The sequence below is a fragment of the Leclercia sp. GLN_9 genome (assembly GCF_043105735.1).
Taxonomy (GTDB): Bacteria; Pseudomonadota; Gammaproteobacteria; order Enterobacterales; family Enterobacteriaceae; genus Enterobacter; species Enterobacter adecarboxylatus.
The window spans coordinates 44,477-61,185 of sequence record NZ_JBICLV010000004.1 but is presented as its reverse complement, the minus strand read 5'-3'; the positions used below and the strand labels follow the sequence as shown (position 1 = coordinate 61,185).

Annotated in this window: 18 protein-coding genes; 15 read left to right on the top strand and 3 right to left on the bottom strand. The window is 56.8% G+C overall.

Translation table 11 applies throughout. From position 1 onward, the window contains the following. Nucleotides 1-14 precede the first annotated feature (14 nt). The 11 genes from glsB (at nucleotide 15) to ACF8PE_RS00255 (ending at nucleotide 12,836) form a co-directional block, all read left to right on the top strand. Nucleotides 15-941: a glutaminase B gene (glsB, locus tag ACF8PE_RS00305; protein ID WP_392494206.1), complete on the top strand. Its 927-nt coding sequence runs from the start codon at nucleotides 15-17 to the stop codon at nucleotides 939-941. 163 nt (nucleotides 942-1,104) lie between these two features. Continuing rightward, the gene (locus ACF8PE_RS00300) at nucleotides 1,105-2,556 is read left to right on the top strand and encodes a GGDEF domain-containing protein (protein ID WP_204231006.1); all 1,452 of its coding nucleotides are present in this window, start codon (nucleotides 1,105-1,107) and stop codon (nucleotides 2,554-2,556) included. Nucleotides 2,557-2,737: 181 nt separating this feature from the next. After that, on the top strand, nucleotides 2,738-3,730 hold the full coding sequence (locus ACF8PE_RS00295) for a sensor domain-containing diguanylate cyclase (RefSeq protein WP_151586819.1): 993 nt from the start codon (nucleotides 2,738-2,740) through the stop codon (nucleotides 3,728-3,730). A 52-nt stretch (nucleotides 3,731-3,782) separates the two neighbouring features. After that, nucleotides 3,783-4,766 carry a sensor domain-containing diguanylate cyclase gene (locus tag ACF8PE_RS00290; protein ID WP_077227542.1) on the top strand — a complete coding sequence of 328 codons (984 nt, stop codon included), beginning with the start codon at nucleotides 3,783-3,785 and terminating at the stop codon, nucleotides 4,764-4,766. A gap of 66 nt (nucleotides 4,767-4,832) precedes the next feature. After that, nucleotides 4,833-5,357, top strand: a complete 525-nt coding sequence (locus ACF8PE_RS00285; protein ID WP_059307961.1) for a GNAT family N-acetyltransferase — start codon at nucleotides 4,833-4,835, stop codon at nucleotides 5,355-5,357. A 118-nt stretch (nucleotides 5,358-5,475) separates the two neighbouring features. Continuing rightward, nucleotides 5,476-6,927, top strand: coding sequence for a tagaturonate reductase (locus ACF8PE_RS00280; RefSeq protein ID WP_392494203.1), 1,452 nt, complete (start codon nucleotides 5,476-5,478; stop codon nucleotides 6,925-6,927). Nucleotides 6,928-7,165: 238 nt separating this feature from the next. Beyond that, nucleotides 7,166-8,080, top strand: coding sequence for a bestrophin family protein (locus ACF8PE_RS00275; protein ID WP_032618073.1), 915 nt, complete (start codon nucleotides 7,166-7,168; stop codon nucleotides 8,078-8,080). Between the two features lie 285 nt (nucleotides 8,081-8,365). Continuing rightward, complete coding sequence (locus ACF8PE_RS00270) at nucleotides 8,366-9,361, top strand: alpha/beta fold hydrolase (protein ID WP_392494201.1); 996 nt, start codon at nucleotides 8,366-8,368, stop codon at nucleotides 9,359-9,361. 47 nt (nucleotides 9,362-9,408) lie between these two features. Further along, nucleotides 9,409-10,149 (top strand): response regulator, encoded by a 741-nt coding sequence (locus ACF8PE_RS00265; RefSeq protein WP_392494199.1) that lies wholly within the window; start codon nucleotides 9,409-9,411, stop codon nucleotides 10,147-10,149. After that, nucleotides 10,146-11,447 (top strand): ATP-binding protein, encoded by a 1,302-nt coding sequence (locus ACF8PE_RS00260; RefSeq protein WP_392494198.1) that lies wholly within the window; start codon nucleotides 10,146-10,148, stop codon nucleotides 11,445-11,447. The genes ACF8PE_RS00265 and ACF8PE_RS00260 overlap by 4 nt, the downstream gene beginning before the upstream one ends. 198 nt (nucleotides 11,448-11,645) lie before the next feature. Next, a complete protein-coding gene (locus tag ACF8PE_RS00255) occupies nucleotides 11,646-12,836 on the top strand; it encodes a cytochrome c biogenesis protein/redoxin (protein ID WP_280713218.1) in 1,191 nt (396 codons plus the stop codon). Here the strand turns inward: ACF8PE_RS00255 and tam are convergent, their stop codons facing one another. After that, nucleotides 12,837-13,595, bottom strand: coding sequence for a trans-aconitate 2-methyltransferase (gene tam / locus ACF8PE_RS00250; protein ID WP_392494195.1), 759 nt, complete (start codon nucleotides 13,593-13,595; stop codon nucleotides 12,837-12,839). Between the two features lie 87 nt (nucleotides 13,596-13,682). Further along, nucleotides 13,683-14,267 (bottom strand): NUDIX domain-containing protein, encoded by a 585-nt coding sequence (locus ACF8PE_RS00245; RefSeq protein ID WP_032618079.1) that lies wholly within the window; start codon nucleotides 14,265-14,267, stop codon nucleotides 13,683-13,685. Between the two features lie 87 nt (nucleotides 14,268-14,354). Between ACF8PE_RS00245 and ACF8PE_RS00240 the strand changes: the two genes are divergently transcribed. After that, complete coding sequence (locus ACF8PE_RS00240; RefSeq protein ID WP_165717814.1) at nucleotides 14,355-15,110, top strand: DeoR/GlpR family DNA-binding transcription regulator; 756 nt, start codon at nucleotides 14,355-14,357, stop codon at nucleotides 15,108-15,110. A gap of 86 nt (nucleotides 15,111-15,196) precedes the next feature. Then, a complete protein-coding gene (locus tag ACF8PE_RS00235; RefSeq protein WP_032618081.1) occupies nucleotides 15,197-15,532 on the top strand; it encodes a hypothetical protein in 336 nt (111 codons plus the stop codon). On the opposite strand, the gene ACF8PE_RS00230 is transcribed toward ACF8PE_RS00235, so the two are convergent. Then, nucleotides 15,521-15,688: a hypothetical protein gene (locus ACF8PE_RS00230; protein ID WP_392494193.1), complete on the bottom strand. Its 168-nt coding sequence runs from the start codon at nucleotides 15,686-15,688 to the stop codon at nucleotides 15,521-15,523. The two genes, ACF8PE_RS00235 and ACF8PE_RS00230, sit on opposite strands and share 12 nt — an antisense overlap. A gap of 252 nt (nucleotides 15,689-15,940) precedes the next feature. Between ACF8PE_RS00230 and ACF8PE_RS00225 the strand changes: the two genes are divergently transcribed. Further along, complete coding sequence (locus ACF8PE_RS00225) at nucleotides 15,941-16,279, top strand: metalloregulator ArsR/SmtB family transcription factor (RefSeq protein ID WP_032618083.1); 339 nt, start codon at nucleotides 15,941-15,943, stop codon at nucleotides 16,277-16,279. Next, nucleotides 16,269-16,700, top strand: a complete 432-nt coding sequence (locus ACF8PE_RS00220; protein WP_032618084.1) for a YeeE/YedE family protein — start codon at nucleotides 16,269-16,271, stop codon at nucleotides 16,698-16,700. The genes ACF8PE_RS00225 and ACF8PE_RS00220 overlap by 11 nt, the downstream gene beginning before the upstream one ends. The last annotated feature ends 9 nt before the right edge of the window (nucleotides 16,701-16,709 follow it).

Sequence of the window (16,709 nt, the reverse complement as noted above, 5' to 3'; positions counted from 1 at the left end):
GCAAGGAGCAACCGATGGCTGCCAATATTAATAATCAGATCCTGGACGCCATTCTGGCGCAAGTCCGTCCTTTACTGGGCCAGGGGAAGGTGGCCGATTACATCCCGGCGCTGGCCTCTGTCAATGGCAATAAGCTCGGGATCGCCATCCGTACCGTCGATGGCCAGCGCTTCCAGGCCGGAGATGCCACCGAGCGTTTTTCCATTCAGTCGATCTCAAAGGTGCTCAGCCTGGTGGCAGCCATGCGTCAGTATGACGAGGATGAGATCTGGCAGCGGGTCGGCAAAGATCCCTCGGGTCAGCCGTTTAACTCCCTGCTACAGCTGGAGATCGAACAGGGCAAACCGCGCAATCCGTTTATCAACGCCGGGGCGCTGGTGGTGTGCGATATGCTGCAAAGTCGTCTTAGCGCTCCCCGTCAGCGGATGCTGGAGATTGTGCGCCAGCTCTCCGGGGTGAGTGATATTGCCTATGACGCCGCCGTCGCCCGGTCTGAGTTCGAACACTCGGCGCGTAATGCGGCGATAGCCTGGCTGATGAAGTCGTTCGGCAATTTCCATAACGATGTGCCGACCGTCCTGCAAAACTATTTCCACTACTGCGCGCTGAAGATGAACTGCGTGGAGCTGGCTGACACCTTTCTGTTTCTGGCGGCCCAGGGCTATGCGCCGCATCTGTCTGAGCCTGTCGTCACCTCGATGCATGCCCGGCAGGTGAATGCCCTGATGGCGACCAGCGGTATGTACCAGAACGCCGGTGAGTTTGCCTGGCGGGTGGGACTGCCTGCCAAATCCGGCGTCGGCGGCGGGGTGGTGGCGATTGTGCCGCACGAGATGGCGATTGCGGTCTGGAGCCCGGAGCTTGACGAGACGGGTAACTCCCTGGCGGGCGTCGCGGTGCTGGAGCGCCTGACGCAAAAGCTCGGCCGTTCCGTCTATTGACCGGATCCTGAGCCGGGGGGCTGACCGGCGAACTGATTAGCCCCCCTTAACGGAGTGGTGATCGCCATACCCCTGATGTGATATAAATTAATCCCAAACTTTTAACAATCCCCCGCGCGGGTGATAAAACCTTGTTAAAAGCAACCCTATGGATTGATATTGCATGTCATCTTCTTCCAGCGGCACTTTTGCGTTATTTCATTCGCAAAGCCCCCTGCGTAATGCTGCGGGAATATTTGCCCTGACCACGCTGTTCTATTTTATTGGCGCGCAGCTACGTCTGGTGGAATCCCTGTCGATGTTCTGGCCGCTGAATGGCGTAATGGCAGGGGTATTTGCCCGTTATGCTTACCTCAACCGGCTGCACTATTATGCGATTTCGTATATTGCCATGCTGCTGTACGACCTCATGACGACGCAATGGGGCGTTAGTTCGCTGGGCATTAACCTGTCGAATATGGTGTTTATTGTCACCGTTGCCCTGCTGGTGCAGCGTGACAGGCGGCTGAAAAACCGCACCCCGGATCCGGTCAATGCCCTGCGGCTGTTTAACTATTGTCTGCTGGCCGCACTGCTGTGTGCCATCGTCGGGGCGGTGGCGTCAGGCGCGGTATCTAATCGCACCTTCTGGCCGCTGATCGCCGACTGGTTTAGCGAACAGTTCTCTACCGGGGTGTTGATTGTTCCCTGTCTGCTGACGATTACCTGGCCCACCTTTAACTGGGCTGTCCGTGCCGAGCAGCTGATGCCGGTGGTGGCGCTGGTGATCTCTGTCGTGGCCTCAGTGGTGATTGGTGGGGCCGGTGCCCTGGCGTTTCCGATGCCAGCGCTCATCTGGTGCGCGGTGCGCTATTCGCTGCCTGCTACCTGCCTGCTGACGTTTGTCACCGGCGCGGTGGAGATCACCCTCGTCGCCAACTCCATCATTACCATCGTGGCGACCACGCCGCTCACCACCCCCATGATGTTCTCCGCCCGTCTGGGAATCGCCACCATGGCAATTTGCCCGGTAATGGTGTCGGTCAGCATGGCGGCAATCAACTCGCTGATGCGCCAGATCTCCCTGCGTGCCGATTACGATTTTTTAACCCAGGTTTACTCCCGTTCCGGGCTGTATGAGGCGCTGAAGAGTGATGAGGGAACGCGTAAAAGCCCGCAGCTGACCGTGATGCTGCTGGATATCGACTATTTCAAAAGCATCAATGATAACTTCGGTCATGAGTGCGGTGATACCGTGCTGGCGGCCTTTGCCCGCAAAGTGCAGGAGACGGTAGGGAGCGCGGGGCGGGTGGCGCGAATGGGCGGCGAAGAGTTTGCCGTTGTGGTGAATAACGCGTCGGCGCAGCAGGGCTACGCCCTGGCGGAACGGATCCGTACCACTATTGAACAGCATCCGTTCAACTGGCGTGGCCAGTCGCTGTTTTTGACCGTCAGTATTGGTCTGGGCAGTGGAAAATCAGAGTCGTGGAAGCTCACGGACGATTTTAATCGCCTGATGAGCGAAGCGGATGATTATCTGTATCGTTCGAAAAAAGCAGGCCGAAATCGCACCAGCGCCCGAATGACAGAGATAACCACTGCCAGACAAAAAACAGAGGCGACACAAGAGCTGTAATCGTTTGCCCGTGCGGGGCGAGAGCCCCTACCATATATTCACGAAACTGATAAATGCCTTGATACGCATTTTCATCGTCAATAATATAAAGGGGTGATTATATCGGAAAAATCGTGTGATGAACGGAACTGACAGACTCAGTAAATCCCCTCGCGTGCCTGGCAGTCGGTTTATCAAACGCATGTTTCTGATGCGGGTGCTTGGAACATTTCTCTGCTTTTTCCCCATTCTTTCCGTCCTGGTGGAACAACAACGTTCCCCCTGGCTTATGGGGCTGCTGGCGGCCAATGCCTTTATCTGGCCGACCATCGCCTTCTGGCGCGCGCGTCGATCTGCCGCGCCCTTACGTGCAGAACATCAAAACCTGGTGCTGGACGCCGGGGCAGGCGGTTTCTGGATCGCCATGATGGCGGCCAACCCGCTGCCTTCTGTCGCGATTGCCACTATCTTACTGGCTGACCGGCTGGCGGCGGGGGGATTCCCGCTGATGAGAAAAGCCGGTGCGGTGATGCTGGCGGTCTTTATGGCCACCTGGCTGACCCAGGGGATGGCACTGTTCCCGCAGGTGTCACAGCGTACAATGTACGCCACGCTGCCGCTGATTGGCATTTATACCGTGGCGCTGAGCGTTCTCACCAACAGTATCGCCATGCGGCTGCGCTTTAAATCACGCGAGCTGGAACGCATCGCGATGATGGACCCGCTCCTCGACATCGCCAACCGACGTCTGCTGGAGAAGCGTATCGATCATGAGCTGCATAAGCTGCGACAAACCTGCAGCGATTCGGCGTTGATGTTTATCGATATCGACAACTTTAAAGAGGTGAACGATCGCTACGGCCATAAAGTGGGGGATATGCTTCTGGTGACAGTGTCACAAATTCTGCATATCGCTACGCGTCAGAGCGATACCCCGGCCCGGTTGGGCGGAGATGAATTTGTAATTCTGCTTCCCAATACTACGCTTGACGAAGCGCACGTTGTCGCCACCCGCATTATGGATGCCGCTGCGGTGATCGATGACGTCGCGGAAGAAAAGATCCCATGTACGATGAGTATTGGCATTGCCAGTGCCACCCGCGAGATGGGAAACGTAACGGACTGGTTACAGGCGGCTGACAATGCCCTGTATCAAGCGAAACGCGAAGGTAAAAACCGCATCTTTGCCCACTAAGCGGCGTCAGGATGCACTAAGCTTTTAAAAAGCCTGACGTGCGGAGCATCTCATGAAATCACCCTCACGACCCAACAATGAAGTGGAGCGTCTCAGCGCCTTGCGCGAATCCGGGCTGCTGGAGATCGAGAACCACCCGAATTATGACCGACTGACCCGTCTGGCAAAACGCCTGTTTGCGGTGCCGGTGGCGATGATCAATCTGGTGGACGAGCATGTGGTGGTGGTTAAATCCGCAGAGGGTGCCGATGCCACCAATCTGCCGCGAAATCTCTCTTTTTGCGGCCATACCGTGCTCAACAATATGCCGCTGGTGGTGCCCGATACCCTGGACGATACCCGTTTTGCGGATAATCCGCTGGCGACCGATGACAATCCGATCCGTTTTTATGCCGGTCACCCTTTGCATCTGCCTGGCGGCGCCGCGGTAGGGTCCCTGTGCATTATCGATCATCAGCCACGGCAGTTTACCCCTTCCGACGTTGAGGCCCTGGCCGATCTGGCGGCGCTGGTGGAAGCTGAGTTCGCAGCGATCTGTTCCAGCATCGTCGATAACCTGACCGGGCTGTATAACCGCCGGGGTTTTCATCACCTGGCCACCTATGCCATCAGTGCCGCGCGCCGCAGAGCGGAGCCGCTGACCCTCGCCTGGCTGGATCTGGATCGCTTCAAGCAGATTAACGCCCGATACGGTCGGGCCGATGGCAATATCGCCCTGAAGGCGATGGCCGGTCTGTTGAGTTCCACCTTCCGCGAAGCCGACGTGCTGGCGCGCTACGGCGGGGATGAGTTTGCGATCCTCTTTGCCAACAGTGACGAGAAGGGCGCATGGATCGCCATGCAATATCTCACCGAGCAGGCCGCGGTATGGAATGAGCATGCCGAACATCCGTGGGCACTCTCTTTCTCATGGGGGGTGAGCGAGTTCAACCACCACCGCGACGATCTGGGCAGCTGGTTGAGAACCGCCGATGAGATGATGTACTCCATGAAGCAGCAGCGCGGTACTGGCGGCGGAGATAAGAAAATCCTCTGAACAACGCCCTTGTGTTAAAAAAATGTAAAGTGCATGGTGATGCCATTGATAAAAAGGAGAATAATCATGGCATCACCCGCTATACAGATTTTTTCGCGTGACGATATCCTTGCACACCTTCCTCAGTTAGCTGACATCCTGCATAGCTGCGTGACCGGCGGCGCGTCGGTGAGCTTTATGTTGCCCTACAACCATGAGCAGGCCAGCGCGTTCTGGCGCGGCGTGGCCGATAGCGTCGGGCGCGAGGAACGTACCGTGCTGGTCTCGACCAATGCGCAGGGCGAACTCACCGGCACCGTGCAACTCATCACCGATCAACCCGATAACCAGCCGCACCGGGCGGATGTCGCCAAACTGCTGGTTCACCAGAATGCGCGGCGCTGCGGTGACGCCGGGCGATTAATGCAGGCCCTGGAAAATGTGGCCCGCGATAAAGGCAAGACGGTGCTGGTGCTGGACACGGCAACCGGAAGCGGTGCGGAAACCTTCTATCAGCGGGCGGGCTGGCAGAAAGTGGGGGAGATCCCGCGCTATGCCCTGATGCCGGACGGTGAGCTGACGGCCACCTCGGTGTTCTACAAATTCTTATAAATCCTGTCACAATTCACACCGGATTTGATCAAAACAGGGGTTCGTGGTCGTAAAGTTTTGATAAGTTATCGTACCAATCTTATCAGGCTGTATGACTAATCATTACAAGGACCCCATTGTGAACACACTGAACGGTCGTGATTTTCCCGGTGCTCTCTACCCTGAACGTATCATCCAGTTTGGTGAGGGCAACTTCCTGCGCGCATTTATCGACTGGCAGATCGACCTGCTCAATGAGCACACCGACCTGAACGCCGGTATTGCGATTGTCCGCCCAATCAAAAGCGATTTCCCCCCTTCACTCAGTACCCAGGACGGCCTCTATACCACCATCATCCGTGGCCTGAATGAGCAGGGCGAAGCAGTCAGCGACGCGCGCCTGATCCGCTCGGTGAACCGCGAAATCAGCGTTTACGACCAGTACGACGAATTCCTGAAACTGGCCCACAACCCGGACATGCGCTTTGTCTTCTCCAACACCACGGAAGCGGGGATCAGCTATCACGCCGGGGATAAGTTTGAGGATGCGCCAGCGGTGAGCTATCCGGCGAAACTGACCCGTCTGCTGTTCGAGCGTTTCAGCCATTTCAACGGCGCCGCCGATAAAGGCTGGGTGATCGTACCTTGTGAATTGATTGACTATAACGGCGATGCCCTGCGTGAACTGGTGCTGCGCTATGCCCAGGAGTGGGCGCTGCCAGCGGCCTTTACCCAGTGGCTGAACGATGCCAATACCTTCTGCTCTACGCTGGTTGACCGTATCGTGACCGGTTATCCACGTGACGAAGTCGCCCAGCTCGAAGCCTCTCTCGGCTATCACGATGCCTTCCTCGATACCGCTGAACACTTCTATCTGTTTGTGATCCAGGGGCCAAAATCGCTGGCGCAAGAGCTGCGTCTCGACAAGCTGTCGCTGAACGTGCTGATTGTGGATGACATCAAGCCGTACAAAGAGCGCAAGGTGGCGATCCTCAACGGCGCACATACTGCGCTGGTGCCGGTGGCGTTTCAGGCCGGGCTGGATACCGTAGGCGAGGCGATGAACGACACGGAAATCTGCGCCTTTGTTGAAAAAGCCATTCATGAAGAGATTATCCCGGTGCTGGACCTGCCGCGTGATGAGCTGGCCTCCTTCGCCAGTGCGGTAACGGGCCGTTTCCGCAACCCGTATATCAAACATCAGCTGCTGTCGATTGCGCTCAACGGCATGACCAAGTACCGCACCCGTATTCTGCCGCAGCTTCTGGCAGGGCAGCAGGCCAGCGGCCAGCTCCCGGCGCGTCTGACGTTTGCCCTGGCGGCGCTGATTGCCTTCTATCGTGGGGAACGTCACGGTGAAAGCTATCCGGTGCAGGACGATGCGCACTGGCTGACCCGCTTCCAGCAGCTGTGGACCCAGCATCATGACCAGCAGATCACCACCCGTGAACTGGTGACGGCGGTACTGAGCGTCAGCGAGCACTGGGAGCAGGATCTGACGCAGGTAAATGGTCTGGTGGAGCAGGTGGCGCAGGACCTGGATGCGATCCTGCAGAAAGGGATGCGTGAAGCCGTAAAACCGCTCTGCTAATCCGTTAGGTTATCCCTGTTTGTGCCGGGTGGCGCTGCGTTTACCCGGCCAAACGACTTTCGTTATTCCTCACCATAATAGTTACAACATACTATACATTGATCCTGTAATAGCCTGCCTTACCTCCGTGCGGTCTGTCCTCGGCCTCGCAAAAACGTCTGCATTATTTAACATACTTGCAACTGTGATAGCGATCACGTTTAATAGTCACCGCTCTTTTTTCCCGATGAAGCTGACTATGATTGTTCGACCTCAACAGCACTGGTTGCGCCTGATTTTTGTCTGGCACGGCTCCGTGTTGACCAAAATCTTTTCCCGCCTGTTTCTCAACTTTTTGCTCTCGATTGTCGTGATCCTGATGTTGCCCTGGTACTCCTCGCTGGGCATCCATCTTACGGTGGCGCCGTTCAGTATTCTCGGCGTTGCCATCGCTATCTTCCTCGGTTTTCGCAATAACGCCTGCTACGCACGTTATGTCGAGGCGCGACAGCTGTGGGGGCAACTAATGATTGCATCACGATCTCTGTTCCGCGAAGTCAAAAACACGCTGCCGGACGATCCCGCGCTGGGTGAGTTTGTTCGTCTGCAAATTGCGTTTGCCCACTGTCTGCGTATGACCCTGCGCCGACAGCCACAGGCTGACCAGCTTTCGGCCTATCTTTCAGCGGAAAACCTGCGCGTGGCAATGGATTCCAGTTCGCCTGCCAACCGCATTCTGCTGATCATGGGCGAATGGCTGGCGGTAAGACGCCGGAAAGGGGAGCTGTCAGACATCCTGTTCCACAGCCTGAATATTCGTCTGAATGACATGTCAATCGTATTGGCTGGCTGCGAACGCATCGCCAACACCCCGGTGCCATTTGCCTACACCCTGATCCTGCACCGCACGGTTTACCTGTTCTGCATCATGCTGCCGTTCGCGCTGGTCAGCGATCTGCACTACATGACCCCGTTCGTATCAGTCTTAATCTCCTACACCTTTATTTCGCTGGATACCCTGGCGGAAGAGCTGGAAGAGCCGTTCGGCGTCGAGAATAACGACTTGCCGCTGGATGCCATCTGCAATGCGATGGAGATTGATTTGCTGCAAATGAACGATGAGCAGGAGATCCCGACGCGTAAATTGCCGGACAAGTATTACCAGCTGACCTAAGCGTGGCATGCATCAGGCGCATTTCGCCTGATGCTCATTTTCTTGTTTTCTGGCCATTCCATTCTGCGGGGTTGCCAGTATCTCTCCCGTTCTATTTCCCCTCTCTGAACAGCATTATCCCTCTGGATTGATCGGCTTGTTGACCGGCTTCTGGGGAATTGTATCTCAGTGTATCTGAACCGGAACAGGATACAGCGGCTTGCAAAACGGGCCACTTTGCACATATTCGCCATACATCAGGGTGGTGAGATAAGCAGGTGAAATTCATAACCCGGAGATATCACCATGATGAACAAACTGGCTTACTCAACCCTCGCGCTGACCCTCTCTTTCGCCACCGTTTCTGCCTGTCAGGCCGAAGCAGCGGGCACAGACTATGCTGCTGCCTTCAAACAGATCCGGCAGATTGATGCCGGTGATTTGAATATTGGCTATGTCGATATCGGGCCGAAAAATGGCGAACCGGTGATCCTGCTTCACGGCTGGCCGTACGACATTCAAAGCTATGCGCAGGTTGCCCCGGCGCTGGCGGCAAAAGGCTACCGGGTGATTGTGCCGTACAACCGTGGGTTCGGTACCACGCATTTTCGGTCGGCATCCACGCCACGCAATGGCCAGCCAGCAGCCATGGCGAAAGACGTCGTTAACCTGATGGATGCGCTTAACATCAAACGTGCGGTCTTCGCCGGTTATGACTGGGGAGCCAGAACGGCGGACATCGTGGCGGCCCTGTGGCCTGAGCGCGTGAAATCGCTGGTTTCGGTGAGCGGGTATCTGATTGGTAATCAGAAGGCAGGGGAAAAACCGTTGCCACCTCAGGCCGAGTTGCAGTGGTGGTATCAGTTCTATTTCGCGACCGAGCGCGGAGAGAAGGGCTATGCCGCCAATACCCATGATTTTGCAAAATTAATCTGGACCCTGGCGTCACCCGGCTGGAAATTCAGCGATGCGACCTTTAACGTCAGCGCCAAAGCCCTGGATAACCCGGATCATGTGGCGGTCACTATCAGTAACTACCGCTGGCGTCTGGGGCTGGAGAAAGGGGAACGCCGCTACGACAGCGATGAGCAATGGCTGGCGACGTCTCCTACCATCAGCGTGCCAACCATCACCATTGAAGGCGACAATAACGGCGCGCCGCATCCGGCTCCTGAGGCCTATGCCGCTAAATTCACGGGCAAATATCAGCATCGTACCTTTACCGGCAACATCGGTCACAATCCGGCGCAGGAAGATCCGCAGGATTTCGTCAAGGCGGTGGTGGATGCGGATAAGTTGTAAGCAATCTATGCTATTTTTGGCGCATTGCTGATAAACAGGAGCTTGGGGTGGAGACAACCGATCACATTCTTGTTGTTGATGACGACCGGGATATTCGCGAGCTGATCGTCGATTATCTGCTGAAGTCGGGCTATCGCGCTACCGGCGCCGCTAATGGCAAAGAGATGCGCGCCGTGCTCGATAAACAGGCGGTAGACCTGGTGGTGCTGGATATCATGATGCCCGGCGACGACGGGCTGACCATGTGCCGCCAGTTGCGCAGCGGGCAACATAAAGATCTGCCGATTTTGATGTTGACCGCGCGCCACGACGACATGGACCGCATTCTGGGCCTTGAGATGGGGGCAGACGATTATGTGGTTAAACCCTTTGTGGCGCGTGAACTGCTGGCGCGGATCAAAGCGATTATGCGCCGCTTTCGCACGCTGCCGCCGAATTTGCAGGTCACCGAAGCCGGGCGGATCATCGCCTTTGGCGACTGGCAGCTTGATACCAGCGCCCGTCATCTGCTGGATCCCACCGGCACCATCGTGGCGCTGAGTGGCGCGGAGTACCGTCTGTTGCGGGTCTTTGTCGATCATCCTCAACGGGTGTTAACCCGCGATCAGCTGCTTAACTTCACCCAGGGCCGGGATGCGGAGCTGTTTGAACGCTCAATTGATCTGCTGGTCAGCCGCGTGCGGCAGCGTCTGAATGAGGATGCACGCACACCACTGTATATAAAAACAGTACGTAGTGAAGGTTATGTCTTTTCGATGCCGGTGAGCATTCTGGAGGCGAAAGAGTGAGGCTCTGGCCGCGTTCGCTGCATTATCGTTTGCTGCTGATCGTCCTGTTGGGATTGCTGCTTGCCAATGGTCTGAGTCTGACCCTGGTGATGGCCGAGCGGATGAGCAGCGTACGTAACGTGATGCTGGGAAATCTCCAGGACGATGTTTCCACCAGCGTGGCGATTCTGGACCGCCTGCCTGCCAGTGAGCGGGCGCAGTGGCTTCCGCGCCTTGACCGGGATAACTATCACTATGTACTCGGACCGGGGGAGCCAGGCGCTCCGCCCGCGGATGCCCGCTCCCGGAATGCGGTAAGAACGTTAACGGATACGCTGGCGACCCAGTATCCGCTGCGTTTTACCGCCGTGCCGGGGCCAGTGTCGCATATTCAGGCGCACCTGACGCTGCACGACGGCTCGCCGCTGACGCTGGATCTCACTCCCCGGATGCCGCCAGTGGCCCGCTGGCTGCCGGTGGTGTTTATCATCCAGCTGCTGCTGATGGTGCTCTGCGCCTGGCTGGCGGTGCGTCAGGTGGTGCGTCCTTTCACCCGCTTTACCCGGGCGGTCGATACTCTCGAACCCACCAGCCCGAATCCGCTGACCCTCACCGAGCAAGGCCCGCTGGAGGTGCGTCACGCTGCGCGGGCGTTTAACGCCATGCAGGCGCGGATCCAGACCTCGTTAAAGGAGAGGGCGCAGATCCTGGCCGCTATCTCCCATGATTTACAGACGCCTATTACCCGGATGCGGTTGCGGGTGGAGATGGCTGACCAGCCTGAGCTGCGCGACAAGCTGACCCAGGATCTGGGCAGCATGACCCGGCTGGTGCGCGAGGGGATCGATTATGCGCGCTCGTCCGGGGTATCGCCTGAGCCGGTGCGCAACGTCAATCTCTATAACTTCATTGATACGCTGGTCTGCGATTATGCCGATACCGGTAAAAACGTGCAGTTTGCTGCAACCCGCACCGCCGTTCCTTTTGCTACCCGGCCTCAGGCGCTGCATCGCATCCTGACCAATCTGCTGGATAACGCCCTGAAATTTGGTGATACCGCAGAGGTGACGCTGACGGAGCGCGATGAACGGGTGCTCATCACCGTGGAAGATAACGGTCCGGGTATACCGGAGGATGAACTGGCCGCAGTATTGCAGCCGTTTTACCGGGTGGAATCCTCCCGCAACCGGGAAACCGGCGGCACGGGGCTGGGGCTGGCCATTGCTGCCCAGCTCACCGCCCAGCTTGACGGCCAATTGCAGCTGACGAACCGGCCTGATGGCGGGCTTTGCGCCCGGATTACGCTACCGGTGGTCTGACTTTTCTCCCTCTTTCGTAAGGGAGAGGGGCATTGCGCGCGGCAGCCAGACCGCACCCTTTGTACCGTACTGTATCCGCCCGCAAGGCAAATACACCATCTGACAAAACGGCCAATCCTCCACACATGCTAAACACATCTCTGCCTTGTAATAGCGTCACTGCAATCGTCGCAGCCAACCGCTTTAATGAGGTGTGTTATGTTTCTCGTGATCGCATTTTTAGGGGGCATGGTCAGCCTGCTCAGCCCCTGTACGCTTCCCGTTATTCCGCTGTTGTTTGCTGGCTTTCGCGGCCAGAAGCATCAGCTAATCGCCATGCTGTTCGGGATGGTGATGATGTTTACCCTGGTCGCCAGCCTGATCACCGTCGCCAGCGACTGGGTAGTCAGCGCGACCCTTGTCGGACGCTGGCTTGCGCTGGCGTTGTTGAGCCTGGCCGCGCTGGGGCTGATCTTCCCGTCTTTTGCTCAGCGTGTTGCGGGTCCTGCGTTACGCCTTGGCAATGCCATCAATACTCGCAGCACCCGCACCCGTGGAACCGCCTCGGCGCTGCTCGCCGGGCTGGCGGTTGGGCTGCTGTGGTCGCCCTGCGCCGGACCTGTGCTAGGGGCCATTCTCAGTCTGAGTATCGCCGGGCATAACCCTGTTGCCACCGGGAGTTTGCTGGCGGCGTACGGCAGCGGGTGTGCGGTGATGCTCGCGCTGCTCGGCTTCAGCGGTCAGGCGCTGATGGCGCGGTTGAAAGCAAAATCGGCGATGATGGATGGGTTGCGAAAAGCGGCGGGGGTTGTGATGCTGATGTCGGTAGCCTTTACCGCGTTCGGTCTGAACAGCGTCTTTCAGGGGGCAAACGGCGTCGCCGATCGTCTGGAGAAAACCTTGCTGCAGCTGGCCCCGGACAGTCATCCTCAGCCGACTCTCCAGCCGGTCGCCCAACCGGTGACCACCAGTGCCATGCCCTCGCTGGAGGGCGGCACCGGATGGCTGAACGGTGACCCGGTCACCCCGGCGTCGTTAAAAGGCAAAGTGGTGCTGATCGACTTCTGGACCTGGGATTGCATTAACTGTCAGCACACTCTGCCGCATGTTCGGGAATGGGCCAACAAATATCAGGCCCAGGGGCTGGTGGTGATCGGCGTGCATACCCCGGAGTATCCGTGGGAAAAACCCCTGGCATCGGTACAGAAGGCCATCAACAAATGGCAACTGTCGTATCGGGTGGTCACCGACAACAATTACAAGATCTGGACGGCCTTCGGCAATCGTTACTGGCCTGCGCACTACTTCTTTGATGCCAAGGGGCAGCTACGTTACGCCTCTTTCGGGGAAGGGAATAATGACAAGCAGGAGCAGGTGATCCAGCAGCTGTTGAAAGAGGCGAAGGCGTAATCAGGGTTCGCGTCTGGCGACGATAAACAGTCGCGGAAACGCCAGCAGTATCTGCCCGTTCTCCTGCAGCGGATACTGCTCCTCCAGAAGCTGATGATAGCGATGTAAATAACGTTGTTGCTCGCTCTCGTTCAGATCCTGCAGCCAGGGCCGCAGGCCGGTGGCGCTCACCCAGTCAATAATGGCCTGATGCGAATCCATCTGGTGGTAATAGGTTGTACGCCAGATGTCCACCTCGCATCCTGCCTCGGTCAGGATATCGTAATAGGCATGGACACCTGCCAGGGCGGCGCGCCCGCGATCGGGATAACCCTGTTCAAAGGCCACCTCCCGCATCAGCACGTGCGTTGGCTCCAGATCATTATCCGGCATCTGGATGGCGAGCACGCCGTGCAGCTTCAGCAGCGAAACCAAATGGGGCAGCAGTTCGTAGTGGTTCTCGACCCACTGCAACGAGGCGTTGGCGTAAATCACGTTCAGGGCCTGCTCAGGGCGAAAGTGGCGAATATCGGCCTCTATAAACTGGCAGCCAGGCAGTGCAGCCCTGGCTTCTGCCAGCATTGCAGGTGAAGTATCGACGCCGGTAATACGTGCGGAAGGCCATCGCTGCTGTAACAGCGCCGTGCTGTTACCCGGCCCGCAGCCCAGGTCGACTACATCAGTAACCTCATTCAGCGCAACGCGGGAGAGTAGCTCGACGGCCGGGCGTGTACGTTCGTCGTTATAGTGCAAATAGAGGGCGGGGTTCCAGTCGGTCATGCAGAGTTCTCCGGTTTGTTCTTTCCAGAAGTGTAGATGATGAGGTTTGCCGGGTGACAGAAATCCTTTTCTGTCGGCGCGACTCCGCTAGAGGATCTTCTTCAGGGCAACGTGGTACAGCAGCATAATAGTTTTGCCATCGACAATGAGGCCGTCATCGATCGCCTGCAACGCCTGTTCAATGGGCCACTCCAACACTTCGATATCTTCACCTTCGGCCTCAATACCACCGCCTTCACCGGTGCGATCGTCTGGAAGATACTCCGCGATGTAAAAGTAGAGTTTCTCAGTGACCGAGCCAGGGCTCATAAAGGCTTCGAAGACCTTCTCCACGTGGTCGATCTGATATCCGGTCTCTTCTTCCGCTTCGGCCTTGATGCGCTTTTCAGGCGCCATGTTATCAAGCAGACCGGCGGCGGTTTCAATCAGATAGCCGTCGTGACCATTGATATAGACCGGAAAGCGGAACTGGCGGGTGAGGATCACCGTCCGTTTCTCGCGGTTATAGAGCAAAATGGTCGCGCCATTGCCCCGGTCGTAGGCTTCGCGATTCTGGCGCTGCCACTCTCCGTTACGACGGCGCACATCGAAGGTGTATTTTTTGAGCGTATACCAGTCATCTGACAACGTTATGCTGTCATGAATGCGTACTTCTGCACGTTCTGATTGCATGGTGCCTCCTGTTTACGTAGAGTGGGCATCATAAACCGCACATTCGTGCAATATCAAGATCAAACATGCAACTTCAGGAACCGACCTATGCTCACTCGTCAACGCAAACAGCTGATCCTCGAAAAACTGAGTTCTGAAGGCCAGGTGCTGTCGAAAACCCTGAGCCTGGAGTTTGGGGTGTCGGAAGATACCATTCGCCGGGATTTACGCGAACTGGCGGCCGACGGGCGTTTACAGCGGGTACACGGCGGCGCATTGCCGGCATCACAGGCGGTATCCAGCTTTGCCGAACGCAGCAGCCTGGGCATTGAGGCGAAAAAGCGGGTGGCGAAGAGGGGGGCGGAATTGATCTCGCCCGGCCAGGTGGTGATTATCGACGGCGGGACGACCACAACCGAGCTGGTGCGCTGCCTTCCTGGCGATCTGGCGTTTACGGCGGTCACTCATAGCCCTGGTATTGCCCTGGCGCTGGTGGATTATCCTCAGGTAGACGTGATCCTGATCGGCGGGCGCTTATTCCGTCACTCGGTGGTTACGGTGGGTGCCGCAGCCATTGAAGGCATTGCGCAAATCCATGCCGATCTGTTTTTTATGGGGGTGACTGGCATTCACCCGGACGCCGGGTTAACCACCGGCGATTATGAAGAAGCGTGCATCAAACGTGCATTTTCCGGCAGAGCCGCAGATACGGTCGTGCTGGCGTCTCCCGAGAAAATCAACACCGCATCGTCTTTTATGATCGGTGAGCTTTCGCTGATTAATACTGTGGTGGTTGAACTGGATACGGACAGCCGCTGGGTGGAGGCGGTGAGTCGGAAGGGCATTTCGGTAGTGACAGCATAAACGACGTTGATTGAGCCACCCGCAGGAAGAGCACCGCCGCATAAGCTACGCTTCAATGAATGCGTGTTTAACAAAAGGACTGCGTGATGCTGCAAAAAATCAGCCTGTTATCTCTCGCCTGTTTGCTGTTTACCGGGTGTATGTCCAACGAAGGCACATCCCCTGAAGAGAAGAAGTTTCGTAAAGTCGAGGCCGCGGCGAGCGAGTGCGCCGAAATCGTGAAAAACCAGACCATCGAGCTCACCGCCGAGGGGCAGGATACTGATACCCGCTGGACAACGGTGGAGTATGTGGTGCCCGATCAACACACCCGCACGGTGGAGTATCGCACCTCCTCGGTACTGGATAATGGCCAGCCGGGCAAGGCATGGCAAACCTGTATGTCGGATAAAAAAGCTCTGGTACCTGAGCTAAAACTGTAGCCCATCCAGCTGCGTACCGGTGCCAACGCCATGCTGACGGGTGAAACCGTCCTTAAGAACGTCGAGTTGTATCCGTGGGTCGATGCCCGTTACCAGACTGAATTTAGCGATAATACCGACATCAAAGCGGCGGATGAGCACAATACCGACGGTCATAACATCTCAACGGGTATCTTCACACGGCCATCGGTAATAATTTCTCCCTGAATACGGGGCTGTACTGCGTTACAGGCGATGTGGAAAACGATGCCAGCGTCCAGGCCGGTATCAGCTATCCGTTCTCATTCACACTGAACCAACCAACCGGCAGGGGGCTTAGTATCCTTGCCGGTTTTTTTTTGCATCTCGCACGGCAAACAATATACTATATTATATTATATAAAATCATATATTGATGGGTGTATAACAATGACCGTGAGGGTGGATACCGATATTCAGGATGCAATGAAGCAGGCAGCGCTGGGTGCCTCGGAGATTTTGCGCGGTCTGTCCAATGCTGACAGGCTGTTGTTGATGTGTCAGTTAAGTCAGGGGGAGGCGAACGTCGCGCAACTTGAAGCGGCGGTGGGCATCCATCAGCCTACGCTGTCTCAGCAACTGGGCGTATTGCGGCGCTTAAAGCTGGTGGAGACCCGGCGCACGGGCAAACAGATTTTCTACCGCATTGAGGATCCTCGGATCTTCACGCTGCTCAATACCTTATATGACCTCTATTGTCCTCAGACAGGAGTGGACCATGACGATTGATCTCTCTCACTTTACGCCGCTGACCAGTCTCGGGGGCGGGTTGTTAATTGGACTTGCCGCCATACTGCTGATCCACTTTTGTGGGCGCATTGCCGGTATCAGCGGCATTGTGGCGGGGATGCTAACGAAAAAGACCCGAACAGAAGGGTGGCGAATGGCTTTTTTAGCGGGCCTGATCGGTTCGCCGCTGCTGTTCTCCCTGTTTTACCCCTTGCCGGAGATAACCGTTCAGACCTCCTGGCCGGTCATTATCCTTGCCGGTTTGCTGGTGGGTGCAGGAACACGTCTGGGGTCCGGGTGTACCAGCGGGCATGGCGTCTGTGGGCTGTCGCGCTTTTCTAAGCGATCGCTCGTCGCCACACTCACCTTTATGGCGGTGGGCATTGTTACCGCCACGCTAATCGGTTTCTGGCTGGGTTAAGGAGGAAGG